At 63.0% G+C, this 17359-nt stretch carries 14 protein-coding genes; 13 read left to right on the forward strand and 1 reads right to left on the reverse strand.

Annotated elements, in window-relative coordinates; translation table 11 throughout:
- The first annotated feature begins 28 nt into the window (after positions 1-28).
- From ACTIFE_RS13315 to ACTIFE_RS13355, 9 genes are all read left to right on the forward strand, one after another.
- Positions 29-280, forward strand: a complete 252-nt coding sequence (locus ACTIFE_RS13315) for a PepSY domain-containing protein (RefSeq protein WP_439529644.1) — start codon at positions 29-31, stop codon at positions 278-280.
- A 105-nt stretch (positions 281-385) separates the two neighbouring features.
- Positions 386-1048, forward strand: a complete 663-nt coding sequence (locus tag ACTIFE_RS13320) for a response regulator transcription factor (RefSeq protein WP_439529645.1) — start codon at positions 386-388, stop codon at positions 1046-1048.
- Positions 1045-2427: an ATP-binding protein gene (locus ACTIFE_RS13325; protein WP_439529646.1), complete on the forward strand. Its 1383-nt coding sequence runs from the start codon at positions 1045-1047 to the stop codon at positions 2425-2427. Before ACTIFE_RS13320 ends, ACTIFE_RS13325 begins: the two co-directional genes overlap by 4 nt.
- Before the next feature lie 291 nt (positions 2428-2718).
- Complete coding sequence (locus ACTIFE_RS13330; protein WP_439529647.1) at positions 2719-3171, forward strand: lipoprotein LipA; 453 nt, start codon at positions 2719-2721, stop codon at positions 3169-3171.
- A gap of 169 nt (positions 3172-3340) precedes the next feature.
- A complete protein-coding gene (locus tag ACTIFE_RS13335) occupies positions 3341-4777 on the forward strand; it encodes a hypothetical protein (protein ID WP_439529648.1) in 1437 nt (478 codons plus the stop codon).
- Between the two features lie 87 nt (positions 4778-4864).
- Positions 4865-6001 carry a c-type cytochrome biogenesis protein CcmI gene (gene ccmI, locus ACTIFE_RS13340; protein ID WP_439529649.1) on the forward strand — a complete coding sequence of 379 codons (1137 nt, stop codon included), beginning with the start codon at positions 4865-4867 and terminating at the stop codon, positions 5999-6001.
- A 75-nt stretch (positions 6002-6076) separates the two neighbouring features.
- Entirely contained in the window at positions 6077-6526 is a 450-nt protein-coding gene (gene ccmE, locus ACTIFE_RS13345; RefSeq protein ID WP_439529650.1) for a cytochrome c maturation protein CcmE, read from the forward strand.
- A gap of 124 nt (positions 6527-6650) precedes the next feature.
- Positions 6651-8636 (forward strand): heme lyase CcmF/NrfE family subunit, encoded by a 1986-nt coding sequence (locus ACTIFE_RS13350; protein WP_439529651.1) that lies wholly within the window; start codon positions 6651-6653, stop codon positions 8634-8636.
- Between the two features lie 20 nt (positions 8637-8656).
- Positions 8657-9154: a cytochrome c-type biogenesis protein gene (locus ACTIFE_RS13355; RefSeq protein ID WP_439529683.1), complete on the forward strand. Its 498-nt coding sequence runs from the start codon at positions 8657-8659 to the stop codon at positions 9152-9154.
- Here the strand turns inward: ACTIFE_RS13355 and ACTIFE_RS13360 are convergent.
- Positions 9151-10227: a DUF2336 domain-containing protein gene (locus ACTIFE_RS13360; RefSeq protein ID WP_439529652.1), complete on the reverse strand. Its 1077-nt coding sequence runs from the start codon at positions 10225-10227 to the stop codon at positions 9151-9153. The genes ACTIFE_RS13355 and ACTIFE_RS13360 overlap by 4 nt on opposite strands.
- 289 nt (positions 10228-10516) lie before the next feature.
- On the opposite strand from ACTIFE_RS13360, the gene ACTIFE_RS13365 reads away from it, so the two are divergent.
- From ACTIFE_RS13365 to ACTIFE_RS13380, 4 genes are all read left to right on the forward strand, one after another.
- Positions 10517-12043, forward strand: coding sequence for a Do family serine endopeptidase (locus tag ACTIFE_RS13365; RefSeq protein WP_439529653.1), 1527 nt, complete (start codon positions 10517-10519; stop codon positions 12041-12043).
- 196 nt (positions 12044-12239) lie between these two features.
- Positions 12240-12941, forward strand: coding sequence for a winged helix-turn-helix domain-containing protein (locus tag ACTIFE_RS13370; RefSeq protein WP_439529654.1), 702 nt, complete (start codon positions 12240-12242; stop codon positions 12939-12941).
- Complete coding sequence (locus ACTIFE_RS13375) at positions 12925-14355, forward strand: sensor histidine kinase (protein ID WP_439529655.1); 1431 nt, start codon at positions 12925-12927, stop codon at positions 14353-14355. The genes ACTIFE_RS13370 and ACTIFE_RS13375 overlap by 17 nt, the downstream gene beginning before the upstream one ends.
- The gene (locus tag ACTIFE_RS13380) at positions 14336-17356 is read left to right on the forward strand and encodes a bifunctional [glutamine synthetase] adenylyltransferase/[glutamine synthetase]-adenylyl-L-tyrosine phosphorylase (RefSeq protein WP_439529656.1); all 3021 of its coding nucleotides are present in this window, start codon (positions 14336-14338) and stop codon (positions 17354-17356) included. Before ACTIFE_RS13375 ends, ACTIFE_RS13380 begins: the two co-directional genes overlap by 20 nt.
- Positions 17357-17359: the final 3 nt, after the last annotated feature.

The raw sequence follows: 17359 nt of genomic DNA on the forward strand, positions 1-17359 counted from the left end.
AAACACGCCAGTCCGGGACCTGACCACGATGCGCCTTTTCCTCGTTTTCGGCCTTGTTATTGCCAGCTGCTTTTCAGCCAGCGCGGCCTGCCTGTCTCAGTCGCAGGCACAGCAGGTGGTTGCAAGTGGCAACGCCCAGTCGCTGGGCAGTGTTGCGGCAAGCGTCCAGGGGGAGATTGTCCGGGCGCAGCTGTGCGAGGAGGGCGGGCGCTATGTCTACCAGCTCTCCGTGCTGAAAAATGGCCAGGTCACGACGGTGGTTGTCGACGCCAGCCGCTGAATTTTGCCATGATCGCGCGCGAGACAATAAAGTGAGTCGATTTGCCGAAGCTTGCTCGGCGAAAACGGAGCCACAGGACTTGCTCTGGCCAACCTGGATTTTTTCATGCGCATTCTGATTGTCGAGGACGACAAGGACCTGAACCGCCAGCTGAACGACGCTCTGACCCAGGCGGGCTATGTCGTCGACCGGACCTATGACGGTGAAGAGGGGCATTTCCTCGGCGACACCGAGCCTTATGACGCGGTCGTGCTGGACCTTGGCTTGCCGAAGCTGGACGGGCTGTCGGTGCTGGAGAAATGGCGGCGCGACGGTCGTGCCATGCCTGTGCTGATCCTGACCGCGCGTGACCGCTGGTCCGACAAGGTGGCGGGCATTGATGCCGGTGCGGATGACTATGTCGCCAAGCCCTTCCACATGGAAGAGGTGTTGGCCCGGGTACGCGCGCTGGTGCGCCGGGCAGCGGGTCATGCCTCCAACGAAATCGAATGTGGTGATCTGCGCCTGGATCTGCGCGCGGGGCGGGTGACGGTCGCGGGGCTGCAGGTGAAGCTGACATCGCATGAGTACCGCCTGCTTGCCTATCTGATGCATCACCGGGGCAAGGTCATCTCGCGCACCGAACTGGTCGAGCACCTGTATGATCAGGATTTCGACCGGGATTCCAACACCGTCGAGGTGTTTGTCGGGCGTTTGCGGAAGAAGCTGGGCGGCGACTATATCGAGACGGTGCGCGGCCTCGGCTACCGGATCGGGGAGCCAACGTGACCGCTGCAAACAAGCCAGCTCGCCGTCGGTCGCTGGCAACGCGGCTGATGCTGGTCGCCTCGCTCTGGTCGGTCGCGGCGCTGGCGGTTGCCGGCTTTATCCTGGTGGAGTTGTTCCGCGATACGGTGGAACGCGGTCTCGACAGTCAGCTGGAAGTTTACCAGAAGGCCATCATCGGGGCGATGGCGCCAAGCGATGGCGAGACCATCAACCGACCCGAAAACCTCGGCGAACCACGATTTTCCCTGCCGCTGTCTGGCTGGTACTGGACCATTGCGGACTGGCCGGAGTGGAAACTGGTTTACGCCTCCGGAAGCCTGGTTGGCGATCCGCTGCTGGTGCCGCCGCTGCCCTTTGGCCAGCGCACGGGCGGTGGCTTTGCGACCGGACCGGGCGGCGAGGAACTGCGGGTGTCGCAAAGGATCATCAGTTTTGATGGCAAGTCCTATCTGATTGCCGTCGGAGGCAAGACCGAGGGTCTGCGCAAGGATCTGGCCGCCTTCACCGAGCAGGTGGTGCTGACCCTTTCGGTATTTGGCATTGGCCTGATTGCGGCAATCTTCGTGCAGGTCCGGTTCGGCTTGCTGCCGATCCGCCGAATGCAACAGTCGCTCGCCGCTGTCCGGGACGGCGAGGCGGAGCAGATCGACGAAAACGTGCCGCGCGAGCTGGCCCCGCTGGCTATCGAACTGAACGCCCTGATCCGCTCCAACGCCGAGATCGTGGAACGGGCACGTACCCATGTCGGCAATCTGGCCCATGCCCTGAAGACGCCGCTCAGCGTCATTTCGAACGAGGCGAATGCCAATGGTGGTGATGCCTTCGCCCAGAAAGTGGCCGAACAGGCGCAACTGATGCGCACCCAGGTGGATCACCATCTGGAACGCGCCCGCCAGGCCGCGCAGCGGCGGGTCATCGGAGTGGCGACACCGGTGGAGCCAACGCTGGCGCGGCTGATGCGGGCGATGTCCCGCATCCACGGCGACCGGGGGCTGGCCTTCAGCGCCGAGCTGGATCCTGTCGTCCGGTTCAGGGGCGAGCAGCAGGATCTGGAGGAACTGGCTGGAAACCTGATCGACAACGCCTGCAAATGGGCAAGGACTCGGGTGGACCTGAAGGTTACCCTAATCGCGTCGGCCCCCGATGAGCGGGCCCTGCTGGAAATCATCGTCGAAGATGACGGGCCGGGCCTCACCGAAGAGCAGCGGCGCGAGGCGGTCAAGCGTGGCAGGCGGCTGGACGAGAGCGTGCCGGGTACGGGTCTCGGCCTTTCGATCGTGGCTGATCTCGCCGCCCTTTATGGCGGTCGGTTCGAGCTTGCGGCAGCGGGTATTGGCGGTCTGCGGGCCAAGCTGGTGTTACCGGCGGCTGCGGGATAAGGGCGAGGCGAGCGTGTGAATTGTGACAGGGATCACGACAGTGCCCATTGCATTGCGGTATCGTCACATCAAGTGATTGGCCAAGCCGTTGCTGTTGCTTGAGGAAAGCGCGACAAGAAGAGGTGCCGTTTTGGAAATTGCCCGCAGACGGGCAACGAAACGGCCCAGTTCGGCCATAAAGTGAGACTAAATTTACCAAGGTGATGAAGCATGGTTCTCTGGTCGGCGCCACGGCGTCAATAGCAAGAGCCTGTGTGTCGGACCGGTATGCGCGCGGCGATGGAGTGCCAGATGCGGTGGATGGGAATGACGATGGTGCTGGCTGTTTCAGTCGGGCTGTCCGCATGCGGTTCGGTGGGTGACACCGGCGGCAGCGGGGCCGGGCTCTGGGGCACCGCGTTCGGCCAGTCCGAGAAATCCCTGGCCGAAGCTGAAGCCAATGCCGCCATCAACCAGTTGCTGGACGGCACACCGCAGCTCGGGCTGGAGTCCAGTGATCGCAAGGTTGCCGCCGAAGCCCAGAAGCAGGCACTGGCAACACCAGGCTCTGGTGGCACCGTGCGATGGGATAACCCCCGCACCGGCCGCGCCGGAGAGGTGCGCCTCGGGCCCCGCTACCAGGTGAACAAGACCGAATGCCGCGCGCTCACCCATTCGGTGACCTCGAAGGACATGCCGGTTCCGGTGGTCGCACGCTCGACCACCTGCGCTGATGACAAGGGGATCTGGCGTCCGATCAGCTGATTGAGACGGCTGCAGGTCCACATGACAGCAGGGCGCGCCGGGTCGGTGCGCCTTTTTTGTCGCCGGAATTCGTTAAAATGTGACGGACCGGCGCAAGTGTCTGGAAAGAATTGCTTAAGTTCCTGAATGTTAGACAGGAACATACCTGCCACGGCAGACCCAAGCAAAGATGACAGACCCAGCGCTCCTGACCGACAAGATCCAGTCCTACCTGATGGCCCTGTCGCCCAGGGCAGTCGGCACGCTGGTCCGAGGTCTCGAGCGGGCACGACAGTCCGGCAAGGGTGATCCGCATGTGGAGTTGATCCTGGCAGCGTCTGCAGCCCTGCTGCGCGGCGAGGCGCTCCACCGGAGCGAGCCACGTGACGAGCGGCCACTGCCGGCCGCGACCCGCCGCGGGCATCTGGAACGCCTGTTCTTCTCCCCCCTCGATACATTTCTGGTCAACGAGCATCTGCCGCGCAAGCAGGAAGGGCGCGTCTACCGGCCTTATCTGAACGAAATCTGGCACTGGCTTGAGCGTGATCTCCTGCCAGGAGAGATCCGTCAGGCAAGACAGGACCTCGAGGCATCGGGCTCTGACGACGAGAAAGCCCATGAGCGTGTTGCAGCGCTGCGCAAGTTGGCCGCACAGGCCCTTGCAGAAACCATGGCGCGGGCCAGCGATTCGGATCGCGAACGGCGGCGCCTCAGCATGGTGCTGGGCGGGGACCGTGCCTTTGCCGACCTGCAGGACGTCACCAAGCTGTTTCTTGCCGAACCCTGGCTGACACGGTTTATCGACCGCATGCCGACAAGCCTGACCGAACGCCGGTTGAAGCAGGACTCCGATGTCCTGACCCTTGTCGAGGCCCATGCCCGCAAGCATCCTGACTATATTCCGATGCTGGCCGCCACTGTCCTGGACCGGGCGGATGCGCCCTGGAGCCTGGGCACCTTTGCGACCCGTCTTGCCGGCACGAAGAAGGCGCGCGATCTCAGCCGCAGTCCGTTTGCTCCCTTCATGGATGTTGTGATCTCGGAAGCCGAGCGCTTGAGCATCCTGGCGCGCAGCCAGCGGGACAACCCGGATCCGGTGGCGTTTTCGGAAGCTGTGTCCGGCTATGCCAGCCTGATGCGCGGTCTGGAGTTCGACATGGACCTGAGCGGGGCCGATGCCTGGCGAGGACGACTTGCCGAGACGCGCCGCGAGATGTCGCAGATCGTGACCAGCGAGTTGCAGACCGCCAGCGGAGCGGTCCGCCGGGCCCTTGCGGTGCCGAAGGTCGACCGGGACGGGCACTGGAAAGCCGATGGCCATGCCCTGGATGATGCGGTGCGGACCTTGAGAGTGCTCGCCATGGCGCGGGGGACCGCAGAAACGCTTGCCATCAACGATGTCAGCAAGCGGACCCGGCAGACGGTCGAGCAGACGCTGGAGATCATCACTCGGTCGCTGCTGTCCGAGTTTGCCAAGCAGAAGGGCGCAGCCCGTGCAGCGCATCTGTCTGCAATTGATGCGGCTATCCTTCTGTCCGAGGTCTATTTCGGGCCGGACTACGCCGGACAACTCCGCCGCAGCCGCCAGGCTGCCCTTGCTGCAATAGAGGCAGCCAGTGCGGCCTGACCGGGCAACCTTGTAATTTCACACGCGACCCAAGGTCACACACTTGGCAGTGGTCAGGGTGGGGTCTCCCACCTTATATGTCATCCCATGACACTCTGGATCCTGTTCGCCCTAATGACCGGCCTTGCGGCCCTGTCTATTCTCGTGCCGCTGCGCCGTGGCGGCGACGCGCTGACGGCCGCCTCTGCAAACCGGACAGCCGACGAGGCTGTCTACAAGGCCCAACTCGAGGAAGTCGATCGCGACCTTCAGCGGGGCCTTGTAGATGCGGTGCAAGCAGACGCAGCCCGGACCGAAATTGCGCGCCGCCTTTTGGCCGCCCACCGGCAGAACAAGGGCGAGACGCAAAAGGCGGGAACCGGTGCGGCCCGGCTCGTGCAACTGCTGGCTTCGCTGCTGCTGCCAGCCGCAGCACTGGGGCTTTATCTCTGGCTCGGATCGCCGCACCAGCCTGACCAGCCGCTGGAGGCCCGGCTGCAGTCCGATCCTGAAGGCCAGCCGGTCGATGTGCTGGTTGCGCGGGTCGAACGGCATCTTGCCGCCAATCCACAAGATGGTCAGGGCTGGGACGTTCTGGCCCCGGTCTACATGAGCCTTGGCAGACCCCAGGATGCGGCGCAGGCCTATGCCAACGCTATCCGCCTCAACGGCGCGAGTGAAGCGCGCGAATCGAGTTACGGCGAGGCACTCGTCGTTGCCGCCGAAGGGCTTGTGACAGCGGAGGCACGCGCGGCATTCGACCGGGCCGTGAAACTGGACCCTTCGGCGCCCAAGCCCCGGTTCTTCCTCGCCCTGGCTCTCGGGCAAGACGGTAAGCGCGAGGAAGCCATTGCAGCCTGGAAGGGCTTGCTGCAAGGCGCCGACCCGCGCGCAATATGGGTGCCTGCCGCCGAACAGGAACTGGCACAACTCGAAGGCAGGCTGCCTTCGAACCTGCAGCCGCCTCGTGGTCCGGCGGCTGCGGATGTCGAGGCGGCGGCAGCTTTGAGTGATGGCGAACGGACCGACATGATCCGGTCCATGGTTGACGGGCTGAAGACGCGGCTTGAGGCGGAGGGCGGCTCGGCGGAAGACTGGCTTCGGCTGATCCGGGCGCAGTCGGTAATGGGAGACAAGGACGCTGCAAGGGCAAGCGTCGCCCGGGCGCGGGAGGCGTTGCAGGGTGACGCTGCTGCGCTTGAAGCTCTGAACCGGGCCGAGGCTGACAATGGTCTTGGCTCATAGGCCGGACCTGAGAGAACGACAAAGACGGTGGCCAATGCCGGCCGCCAGTCACGCAAGAGGGATGCGGGACGCGACATGACACGAAAGCAACGACGGTTGACGCTGATCGGGGCCGCTGCCGTGGTACTGGCCTCGGCTGCAGGCCTGATCCTTTATGCGCTCAATGACCAGATCGTCTTTTTCCAGACGCCGACCGATGTGGTCGCCAAGCAGATCCCGTCCGGCCAGCGCATTCGCCTCGGCGGCCTTGTGGAAGAGGGGTCTATCGAGCGTTCCGATGATGCGAGGGTCAGCTTCCGGGTGACGGATACGGCGAATACGGTGCCCGTCACCTATGTCGGTATTCTGCCCGACCTGTTCCGCGAAGGGCAGGGTGTGGTGACCGAAGGCATTGTCGGCCCCGACGGGATCTTTCGAGCGGACAACGTGCTTGCCAAGCATGACGAGAACTATGTGCCCAAGGAAGTCGCCGATGCGCTGAAGGCGCAAGGCGTCTGGAAGGGCGACGAAGCCACAGCGCAGTGAGTCTGGACGTCTTGCTGCTCTGAGGACAGCGAAGCGGCCTGAACTGCATTCCTGTTGCGCCTTGCGGCCGTGGCTTCAGAGGGGCACAGGCGTTAACCGGACAACACCACCGGACGAGGGACCGATGATCGTAGAGACAGGACATTTCGCGCTGGCGCTGGCCTTCGTGCTGGCGCTGATCCAGTCCGTGGTGCCGGTCTGGGGCGCAGTCACGGACGACAGGCGGCTGATGCAGACGGCCGCACCTGTTGCCAATGTCATGTTCGCGCTGGTGACCCTGTCTTTCGCCGCCTTGACCTGGGCTTATCTTGCCTCCGACTTCTCGGTGGTCAATGTGTGGGAGAACTCACATTCGGCCAAGCCGTTGATCTTCAAGATCTCGGGTGTCTGGGGCAACCACGAAGGGTCGATGCTGCTGTGGGTTCTGATCCTGGTGATGTTCGGCAGCCTGGTGGCGCTGTTCAGCGGCAACGTTCCCGCGCAACTGAGGGCAACTGTTCTGGGTGTACAGGCCTGGATCACGGCTGCCTTTCTCCTTTTCGTGCTGGCGACGTCCAATCCTTTCGAGCGGATCGCGAATGCACCGATCGAGGGCAATGACCTCAATCCGCTGCTGCAGGACATTGGCCTGGCGATCCATCCTCCACTGCTGTATCTCGGTTATGTTGGCTTCTCGATTACGTTCTCTTTCGCTGTCGCGGCACTGATCCTCGGCCGGATTGACGCTGCCTGGGCGCGCTGGGTGCGTCCCTGGGCCCTGCTGGCCTGGGTGTTCCTGACCCTCGGCATTTCGATGGGTTCCTATTGGGCCTATTATGAACTTGGCTGGGGCGGCTGGTGGTTCTGGGATCCGGTCGAGAATGCCTCGTTCATGCCCTGGCTGGCCGGGACCGCCCTGCTGCACTCCGCCATCGTGATGGAGAAGCGCGAGGCGCTGAAAGTCTGGACTGTTCTCCTGGCCATCTTCACCTTCTCGCTGTCGTTGCTCGGCACTTTCCTGGTGCGCTCGGGCGTCCTGACCAGCGTTCATGCCTTCGCGGTCGATCCGGAGCGCGGGCTGTTCATTCTCGTCATCCTCTGCATCTTCATCGGCGGTTCCTTCACGCTCTACGCCTGGCGGGCCCCCATGTTGAAACAGGGGGGGCTGTTCGCGCCAATCAGCCGCGAAGGAGCGCTGGTCCTCAACAACCTGTTCCTGACGGCCGCAACGGTGTCCGTGCTTGTCGGCACTCTTTATCCGTTGGCACTCGAAGCCGTGACCGGCGAGAAGATCTCGGTCGGCGCGCCGTTCTTCAACCTGACCTTCGGACCGTTGATGATCCCGCTGTTGCTGGCCGTGCCCTTCGGGCCGTTGCTGGCCTGGAAGCGTGGCGATCTTCTTGCAGCAACACAACGGCTCTATGCCGCCTTTGGCCTGGCCCTCGTCGCAGCCCTTGCCGTGTTTTGGCTCTGGGGCATGAAACAGGTTCTGGCGCCGATTGGCGTCGGGCTGGCGGTTTGGATCATGGCTGGTTCGATTGCCGAACTGGTGACACGCACAAGGATCAGCGAAATCGGACTGTCGCGCGGGCTATCCCGTCTTGCTGGTCTGCCGCGCTCGGCCTTTGGAACAACCTTCGGTCATTTCGGCATCGGGGTGACACTTCTGGGCATCGTGATGTCGTCCGCCTTCCAGACCGAACTCGTGCGCACCGTGCGTCCCGGCGATACGTTTGACGTCGGTGCGTATCAACTCGTGTTCTCCGGCATTGCGCCGCGCCAGGGGCCGAATTTTACTGAGCAGGTCGGGCATTTCTCCGTACGCCAGGGTGGCGCGGAAATCGCTGCCATGGATCCGTCAAAACGGATCTATCAGGCGCGAGGCATGCCGACCACAGAAGCGGCGATCCTGACCTTCGGCTTTTCGCAGCTCTATGTATCGCTTGGGGAGACACGCGATGACGGTGCGGTCGACATTCGTGCCTACTTCAAGCCCATGATCACGCTGATCTGGCTGGGTACGCTGGTCATGTCCATTGGTGGGCTCATTTCGATCACCGACCGGCGGCTGCGTGTCGGTGCCCCCAAGCCGGCACGCGGAAAGGCAGCAGGCCTTTCGCCGGCTGAATGAAGGACCATGGCATGACTTCAATGGCACGTTACGGTTTTCTGCTGGTGCTCCTCGCCGCGCTGATGCTGCCGGTCGCCCCGGTTCAAGCCTTGGCACCGGATGAGGTGCTGCAGGACGCCGGGCTGGAGACGCGCGCGCGGGCACTGTCCTCGGAACTGCGCTGCATGGTCTGCCAGAACCAGTCCATTGACGACAGCGACGCGCCGCTGGCGAAGGATCTTCGAGTTCTGGTGAGGGAAAGGCTGGTTGCCGGCGATACGGATGCGCAGGTGATTGACTACCTGGTCTCGCGCTACGGCGAATACGTGCTGCTGAAGCCGCGGATGGCCTGGCATACCCTTGCGCTCTGGATCGCCGGTCCTCTGGCGCTGGTGGCCGGGCTCGCAACGGCCTTTGTTGCCTTGCGGCGTCGTCGCGATAGCGGTGCAGACATGATTGTGGGGACGCCGGGTCTCAGCGAGGCGGAGAGAAGTGAACTCAGCCGGATCCTGAACGAGGACACGGGTGGAAAAGGTTAGGCTGCCGCCGCCATGGTCGTCAGACGTACCTTGATGAAGCGCATCGTGCGCTGCGCGTCAATGACGGTAAGGATCCGAAACTGATCGATCCAGTTGTCCGCCGCGGCCGGGTTGGACTTCATTTGCCGCGCCCTTGCCTTGCAAAGTGCGCCGAAGGCGGTCTCGCCGATGTCGAGGGCCCGGCACAGGACGGCGATCGCCTCGATGTCCTGGCGGACCATGACATTGCGGACGAATTTTTCGTCGACGGTGCTCAACTGGGCGAGCAGGTAAGACAGATCATAGAGATCGTTGGCCAGGCTGTACTCGATGACGACCTGGTCAATGGCGCGATGCCCGTCCCGAATGTCTTTCAGCGCTACTTTGGTGTTGAGCCTTGCCTTGCGGCGCTCGATCTTGGAATCGTCGACCAGGAGGCTGGCTTCGCGGAACAGATCGCGTGCGACACGCTCATTGTTCTCGAAAATGTGGCGCAGCTTCGCCTGCCGATCCTCTGGCAGCATCGCCAGAAGCTTCTCGAAGTTGGCTTTATTGAGGTCGTGGCGCTCGGTCAGGGACTCGCGCAAGGTCGTGTCCGCCTCCGCAAGCTTCACCAGGAGCCGCCCGCCCCAGTCGGAGAGTTCGGCGCTTGTGTTTGCAGCGACAGATCTTCGGACCGGTTGTTCGCCGCGTTCGAGCAGGACGTCCGTCACGCGCGCCTGAAGGGCATCGCGTTTGGAGATCGCCAACAGGTGATCCTGTCCCTTGGTCTTGGCCAGGGTATAGAGATCGTCATCGGTCAGGACCGGCGAGTTTTCGAGGATCGGGGCGGCGACGACAGCAGTGTCATTGGCGAGCTTGAGCACCAGTTCACGCGGCGTGGTCTCGATGGATCCGATCTGCTGTGACAGGACACGCCGCCCGTCATCATCGACGACATCGAGCAGGTTGATCAGGACATCGTTGAACAGGGCAAGTTCTTCGTTGGTGTAACGCTCGGCACCGTCAACAAAGAGGGTCGCGACGTGCCCCATCAGTTCACGTCGTTTGTCGCTGCTGCTTTCGCGCGCCAGGTCGACCAATGATGCCAGCATGTCCGCCCCAAGTATCAAGTTTGAAACTGTCCCTAAGGGAGGAAGGTAACTGTGAAGCCTTTACAGAGGGATAAGGGGCCCAAGTAAACCGGCGCATATCTCGGAAAAAATGAGGCCAGACTTGTAACGTGTTGCGATGTCGTTCCCCAAAGTAACATTACAAAGGATTAATCCGCCCGACAGGCGGCTGTAAGGCGACGCTCTCCATATTGGCGAGGAAGGACGAGGGATATGTCCCCGCGTGTTCCCGTCCGGTTCTGTTTCGCTCCAGACCTCCAAGGAGAGCCTTATGAACAATACCGCCATTGTCGCCCGCAACTTCCCTGGCTCACGCCGCTCGCGTCTGCTTGCCGGTGCCATGGTGCTTGGACTGGCCGGTGTTCTCAGTGCCCAGACCATCCTGCCTGGGCAGCCTGCGTTTGCCGAAGCTGTTCGGGTGCAGAGTGCGGCCCCGGCCGACTTCTCGCAGGTTGTCACCGCCGTCCAGCCGGCCGTCGTCAGCGTCCGCGTCAAGCAGGCGCCCGAGCCGCAGATGATGAACTTTGGCAACCGTGGCCAGCAGGGTTTCGGCATCCCCGGCCTTGACGGGCTGCCTGATGGGCATCCCTTGCAGCGGTTTTTCGAGCGCAAGGGGGAAGGCCAGCGTGGCCAACCGCGCGGCGAGCCGAAGGCCTATGGCATGTCGCAGGGCTCAGGCTTCTTCATCAGCGATGACGGCTATGTCGTCACCAATCACCATGTGATCGACAAGGGAACCGAGTTCACCGTCATCGACAACGAAGGCAATGAACTGGAAGCCCGCCTGATCGGCGCCGATCCGCGGACAGACCTTGCGTTGTTGAAAGTCGAGGGCGACGAGCCGTTCACATATGTCCGCTTTGCCGACGACGCCCCGGCTGTGGGCGAGTGGGTTGTTGCCATCGGTAACCCCTTCGGCCTTGGCGGTACGGTGACGGCAGGCATCGTGTCGGCACGCGGCCGCGACATTGGCGCTGGACCTTATGACGACTTTATCCAGATCGACGCGCCCGTGAACCGGGGCAACTCTGGTGGCCCCGCCTTCAACATGAAAGGCGAAGTGATCGGCGTGAACGCTGCGATCTTCTCGCCGTCCGGCGGCAACGTCGGTATCGCCTTCGCCATTCCGGCGTCGACGGCAACTGATGTGGTCGGTGACCTCAAGGACCGGGGCGCCGTGGTGCGAGGCTGGCTTGGCGTCCAGATCCAGCCCGTGACGGGAGACATTGCTGACAGTCTTGGTCTTGCCAAAGCGGAAGGTGCCATCGTCTCCGATCCCCAGAATGGCAGCCCTGCAGACAAGGCGGGGATCAAGGCGGGTGACACGATCCTCAAGGTCGACGGCAAGCCGATCAAGGGCCCGCGTGACCTGTCGCGGATGATTGCTGCCTATGCTCCGGATACCAAGGTGAAGCTCACCGTTTGGCGTGATGGTGTAGAGGAGGACGTGACCGTTACGCTTGGTACACTCAATGACCCGGACGCCGTTGCGCAGGTCACGCCATCGGTGTCTGGCAGCACCCAGCTTGCCGATCTCGGCATCGAGGTCACCGGTGCAAAGCGGGCCGGCCTGGACGTGGACGGTGTAGTTGTGACGGCCATCGATCCCGATGGTCCGGCGGCCGAGAAGGGTCTGCGGGAAGACGACATCATCGCCGAAGTCGCGGGCCAGAAGGTCACCTCAGCCAGGGACGTGGAGAAGGCAATTGCCAAGGCGGAAAAGGATGGCCGCAAGGCCGTGCTGATGCGCGTCTTCAGCGATGACGCTTCGCGCTTCGTCGCAGTCCCGCTGGCCTGACCCCAGACCGGAGCCTGACCGCCCGCCGCGCTTGACGTGTCCGCTGCCTCGGCGTCGAAGCGTGGCCGGCAGGACCCTCCACCCGGGCAGTCCGCCCCGCACCTTTGCCCGGTGGAGCCAGGAGGGTCCGCAGTTCCCCGAAAGGGAACTGCGGACCCTATTCCATCTCCCGCCCCAACTCAGGTACAAGTAACCCATGATGCGGATTCTGATCATCGAAGACGACAAGCAGGCCTCGGCTTATCTGGCCAAGGGGCTGAAGGAAGTCGGTCACATGGCCGATCAGGCCAGTGACGGCGAGGAGGGCCTGGAAATGGCCTCCGCGGGCTCCTATGACGTTCTTGTCGTCGACCGGATGCTGCCGAAGCGGGACGGGTTGTCCGTCGTGCAGTCCCTGCGCAAGGCCGGCAACCAAACGCCGGTCCTGATCCTTTCGGCGCTCGGTCAGGTGGACGACCGTGTCACCGGATTGCGGGCTGGTGGAGATGATTATCTGCCCAAGCCCTTTGCATTCACCGAGTTGCTCGCGCGCATCGAAGCACTAGGCCGTCGCCCCAAAGCCGGCGGCGAGGTCGAGACAGTGTACCGGGTCGCTGATCTGGAACTCGACCGTCTGGCGCACCGCTGCACCCGGGCCGGCAAGGACATCCCGCTGCAGCCCCGCGAATTCCGCCTGCTGGAATACCTGATGCAGCACGCCGGTCAGGTGGTGACCCGGACCATGTTGCTGGAGAATGTCTGGGAGTATCATTTCGATCCGCAGACCAATGTCATCGACGTGCATATCTCGCGGCTGCGCTCGAAGATCGACAAGGACTTCGACACCCCCCTCCTGCACACCGTACGCGGTGCCGGCTACACGATCCGCAATGGTGCCGGCCGTGACAGCGCTGGCTAGGCTTCTCCGGACGACGGCGTTCAAGCTTTCGCTGCTCTATCTTGCCGTCTTTACCGGGCTGTCCGGATTCCTGTTTGTTTCTATCTCGCGCAACACCGATACGCTGATGACCGAGCAGGTGGTGCAGACGGTCGATGCCGAAATCGAGGGCCTTGCCGACCAATATGCCCGCGGTGGGGCGAGGGCACTGGTTACCGCCATCGACAGCCGCGCCAGGCGGCCGGATGCAAGCCTCTATCTGTTCGTCGACTTCGCCGGCAATGTCCTGGCCGGCAACATCTCGCGCCTGCCGACCACCGTTCTGGAAGAGGCGGATGGCGGGGTTCGACGGGTGAAATACGCCCGTGGCGACGGCGAGACAGAGCGTGAAGCGGTGGTGCGCACCTTCGAGGTGCCCGGCGGCTTCCGGCTGCTGGTCGGACGCGATCTTGGAGAGCAGACGCGGTTTCGAGATATTCTGGGCGGGGCGCTGCGGGTCTGGCTGATCGTGGTGGTGGTGCTCGCGCTGGTGACCTGGGCCTTTGTCAGCCGCAGGGTGCTGAAGCGCATCGATGCCATTGCCGCCTCAAGTCGCCAGATCATGGATGGCAACCTGTCGCAGCGGCTGCCGCTTGCCGGCAATGGCGATGAATTCGACCGGCTTGCCATCAGTCTCAACGCCATGCTGGAGCGCATCGAGCAACTGATGCAGAACCTGCGTGATGTGACCGACAACATTGCCCATGATCTGAAGACGCCGCTGACACGGCTGCGGACACGGCTGGAGACGACCTTGAGCGAGGCGCGCGGAGAAGCGGACCTGCGCGAGTCGATGGAAGCCACCATCGAAGACAGCGAAGGGCTCATCCGGATCTTTGATGCGCTGCTGCGAATTGCTCGTGTAGAGGCGATGTCGCCGGATGGCGGCCTGCAGCCGGTGGATGTGGCGGCGATTGCCGAGGAACTGGCTGATCTTTACGCACCGGTGCTGGAGGATGAGGGCGGCAGTTTGAAGCTGGACCTGCGTCCGGTTCAAACCGCGTTGGGGAACCGGGAACTGATCGCACAGGCCCTGGTGAACCTGATCGAGAATGCCTTGAAATATGCCCGGTCCGAGAATGGACAGCCCCTGGCAATCACCGTAATGGTCAGGCAGGAAAAGGACCGGATTCTGCTGTCCGTGGCCGACAATGGCCCCGGCATTGGCGTGAAGGACCGTGACCGGGTTCTTGATCGCTTTGTTCGCCTGGAACAGAGCCGGACGGAGCCTGGCTACGGTCTCGGCCTCAGTCTGGTGCGGGCCATTGCAAGGCTGCATGGCGGTGCACTGGCGCTGGAGGATGCTGGGCCAGGGCTCAAGGCGCAAATCGACCTGATGGTTGCGCCGGCGGCAAAAGCGGGAGGCGAGGAAATCGATGGCACGGACAGGAGCTGAAGCGGGGGTGGGCCTTTCGCTGCACCAGCGGATTGTGATCGTGCCGCTGGCGATTGATCCGAACCGGGGTCGTGGCTTCCTTGACGACCTTGTCAGCCGGGCAAATGCCGACACCGGAGCCAACACCGGAGCCAACACCGGGGCAGAGAGCCAGCTTCTTCTTGATCTGCTGGACGGGGATGACAGGCTCAAGCAGTTCCTCGGTGCTGTGATGGCCAACTCGGCCTATCTGCGTGACCTGTGCCTGCTGGATCCTGCACGGCTCGGGCGGATCCTGATCACGGATCCCGATGCCCGGATCGTCGCGATGATCGAGGCGGCGCGCGATGCCCGCGCCGACAGCGAAGCCGATCTCATGCGCGTTCTGCGCAAGCTGAAGCAGGAACTTGCCCTCTCGCTTGGCCTCGCCGATATCGCTGGCGCAATTGACCTTGATGTGGTGACGCGGGCGCTTGCCGAATTTGCCGATGCTGCGTTGACGGCGGCGATCCGTTTCTGCCTGCGCGATCTGGCAGCACGGGGACGCTTCGAGATTGCCGATCCGGACCAGCCGGAAGTGAATTCCGGCCTGATCGTCCTGGCGATGGGCAAGCACGGCGCGTTCGAGCTGAACTATTCTTCCGATATCGACCTTATCGTGCTCTTCGATCCGGCAATCACCCCGATGCGTGGCAGGGCCGAGGCTCCGGTCGAGTTCGTGCGGCTGACCAAGCGCTTTGTGAAAATCATGCAAGAACGGACCGGCGACGGTTATGTGTTCCGCACCGACTTGCGCCTGCGGCCTGACCCCGGCGCAACGCCGGTCGCCGTTTCAGTCCCCGGCGCGCTCACCTATTATGAGGCGCTGGGCCAGAACTGGGAGCGGGCAGCGCTGATCAAGGCCCGTCCCTGCGCCGGTGACCTCAAGGCCGGTGATGCCTTCCTGCACGAGATCGTCCCCTTCATCTGGCGCAAATACCTCGATTTTGCAGCGATTGCCGACGTGCATTCGATCAAGCGCCAGATCCACATGCACAAAGGGCACGGCAAGATCGCTGTGGCCGGGCACAATGTGAAACTCGGGCGCGGCGGCATCCGCGAGGTCGAGTTTTTCGTCCAGACGCAGCAGTTGATTGCCGGCGGACGGAACCCCGAATTACGGGGCCGCCGGACGCTGGAGATGCTGGAGAGACTCGTGGCTTCCGGCTGGATCGAGGAGGAGGCGCGGGCTGATCTGACGGCCGCCTATCGCTTTTTGCGCGGTGTCGAGCACCGCATCCAGATGCTGAACGACGAACAGACCCATCTTCTGCCGCAGGACGACGAGGGGCTGTTGCGCGTCGCCTATCTCTGTGGCTTTGAAACGCGCGCTGCCTTCGAAGCGAAATTGCTCGTGCATCTGCAGAATGTCCAGCGTCACTACGCCGACCTGTTCGAGGACGAGCCTGAGTTGGCGTCTGAACTCGGCAATCTCGTCTTCACAGGAGACGATGACGATCCGGATACGCTGCAGACCCTGTCGGGCCTCGGGTATCGGCAGCCATCCGATGCGGCCAAGGTGATCAAGGCCTGGCATTTCGGCCGCTATCCGGCGATGCGGTCAACAAAGGCGCGCGAGCGTCTGACGGAACTGCATCCGGTGCTGATCTCTGCGCTCGCCAAGACAGACAATGCGGATGCGGCGCTGCGAGCCTTCGATGCGTTTCTGGCGCGGTTGCCAGCCGGGGTGCAGCTGTTTTCGCTGCTGCGCTCAAATCCGCATCTCCTGCATATGCTGGCAACGGTCATGGGCTCGGCTCCGCGTCTCGCGGAGACGGTGGCGCGACGCGTGCATGTTCTGGATGCGGTACTCGATCCGGCGTTCTATGGCTCGATGCCGAGCCGCGAGGAGTTCCGCAACGGGCTCGATCTGACCCTCGCGCAGGCGCGCTATTACGAAGAAGCCCTCGACCGGGCGCGGATCTTTGCGCAGGAGCAGCAGTTTCTCATCGGTCTGCGGCTACTCTCGGACACCTTGAGCGGCGATCAGGTTGGCTATGCGCTCGCACGTCTCGCAGAGGTCGTGGTCGACCGGATCCTGACCCGGGTGGACGCGCATGTGGCGGAGAGCCACGGCCATGTTCCCGGCGGCAACCATGCCGTGATTGCCATGGGCAAGCTGGGCGGCGAGGAGATGACGGCAACGTCCGATCTCGATCTCATTTTGCTGTATGATGTGCCGGAAGATGCATCCCAGTCCGATGGTGTGCGGCCGCTGGCCATCAGCCAGTATTATATCCGCCTGACCCAGCGTCTCGTGACGGCGCTGTCGGCCCAGACTGCCGAAGGCTCGCTGTACGAGGTTGACTTCCGCCTGCGTCCGTCCGGCAACGCAGGGCCGCTGGCAACCAGCCTCACGGCCTTCGAGACCTACCAGAAATCCGAGGCCTGGACCTGGGAGCACATGGCGCTGACCCGTGGTCGGGTCATTGCTGCTTCTTCTTCCGCCTTCGCGGACAGGGTAACGGCTTTCCTGCATGACACGCTGCGCCAGCCTCGGGATCGGGGGAAGGTCGCTGCGGATGTCGCCGCAATGCGGGCCCGGATCGAGAAGGAAAAGGGCACGAAAGACATCTGGGACCTGAAGCAGGTCGCCGGCGGGCTGGTGGATATCGAATTCATTGCCCAATTCCTGCAACTGGTTGATGGGCCGAGCCATCCGCAGATCCTGGCGCAGAACACAGGCGAAGTCCTGGCGCGGGCCCTTGATGCCGGTGTCATCGATGCCGATGTTGCTGGCAGGTTGTCGACAGCGCTGCGGCTATACCACCGCCTGACGCAAGTGATGCGGATGACACTTGCGGGCTCCTTCAAGGTGGCCGAGGCCCCGCGAGGGGTTGTCGACCTGCTGCTCACCGCGAGCGCTGCCCCGGATCTGCGCCGTCTCGAACTGGAACTGAGTGAAACGCAACAGATGGTGCGGCAGCTGTTTGAACGGCTTGTCGGGCCGGTGGCGCTGCCAGAAAGCCCTGACACACTCTGAAGA

Origin of the sequence: Pannonibacter sp. (assembly GCF_051860505.1) — a bacterium.
Classification (GTDB): domain Bacteria; phylum Pseudomonadota; class Alphaproteobacteria; order Rhizobiales; family Stappiaceae; genus Pannonibacter.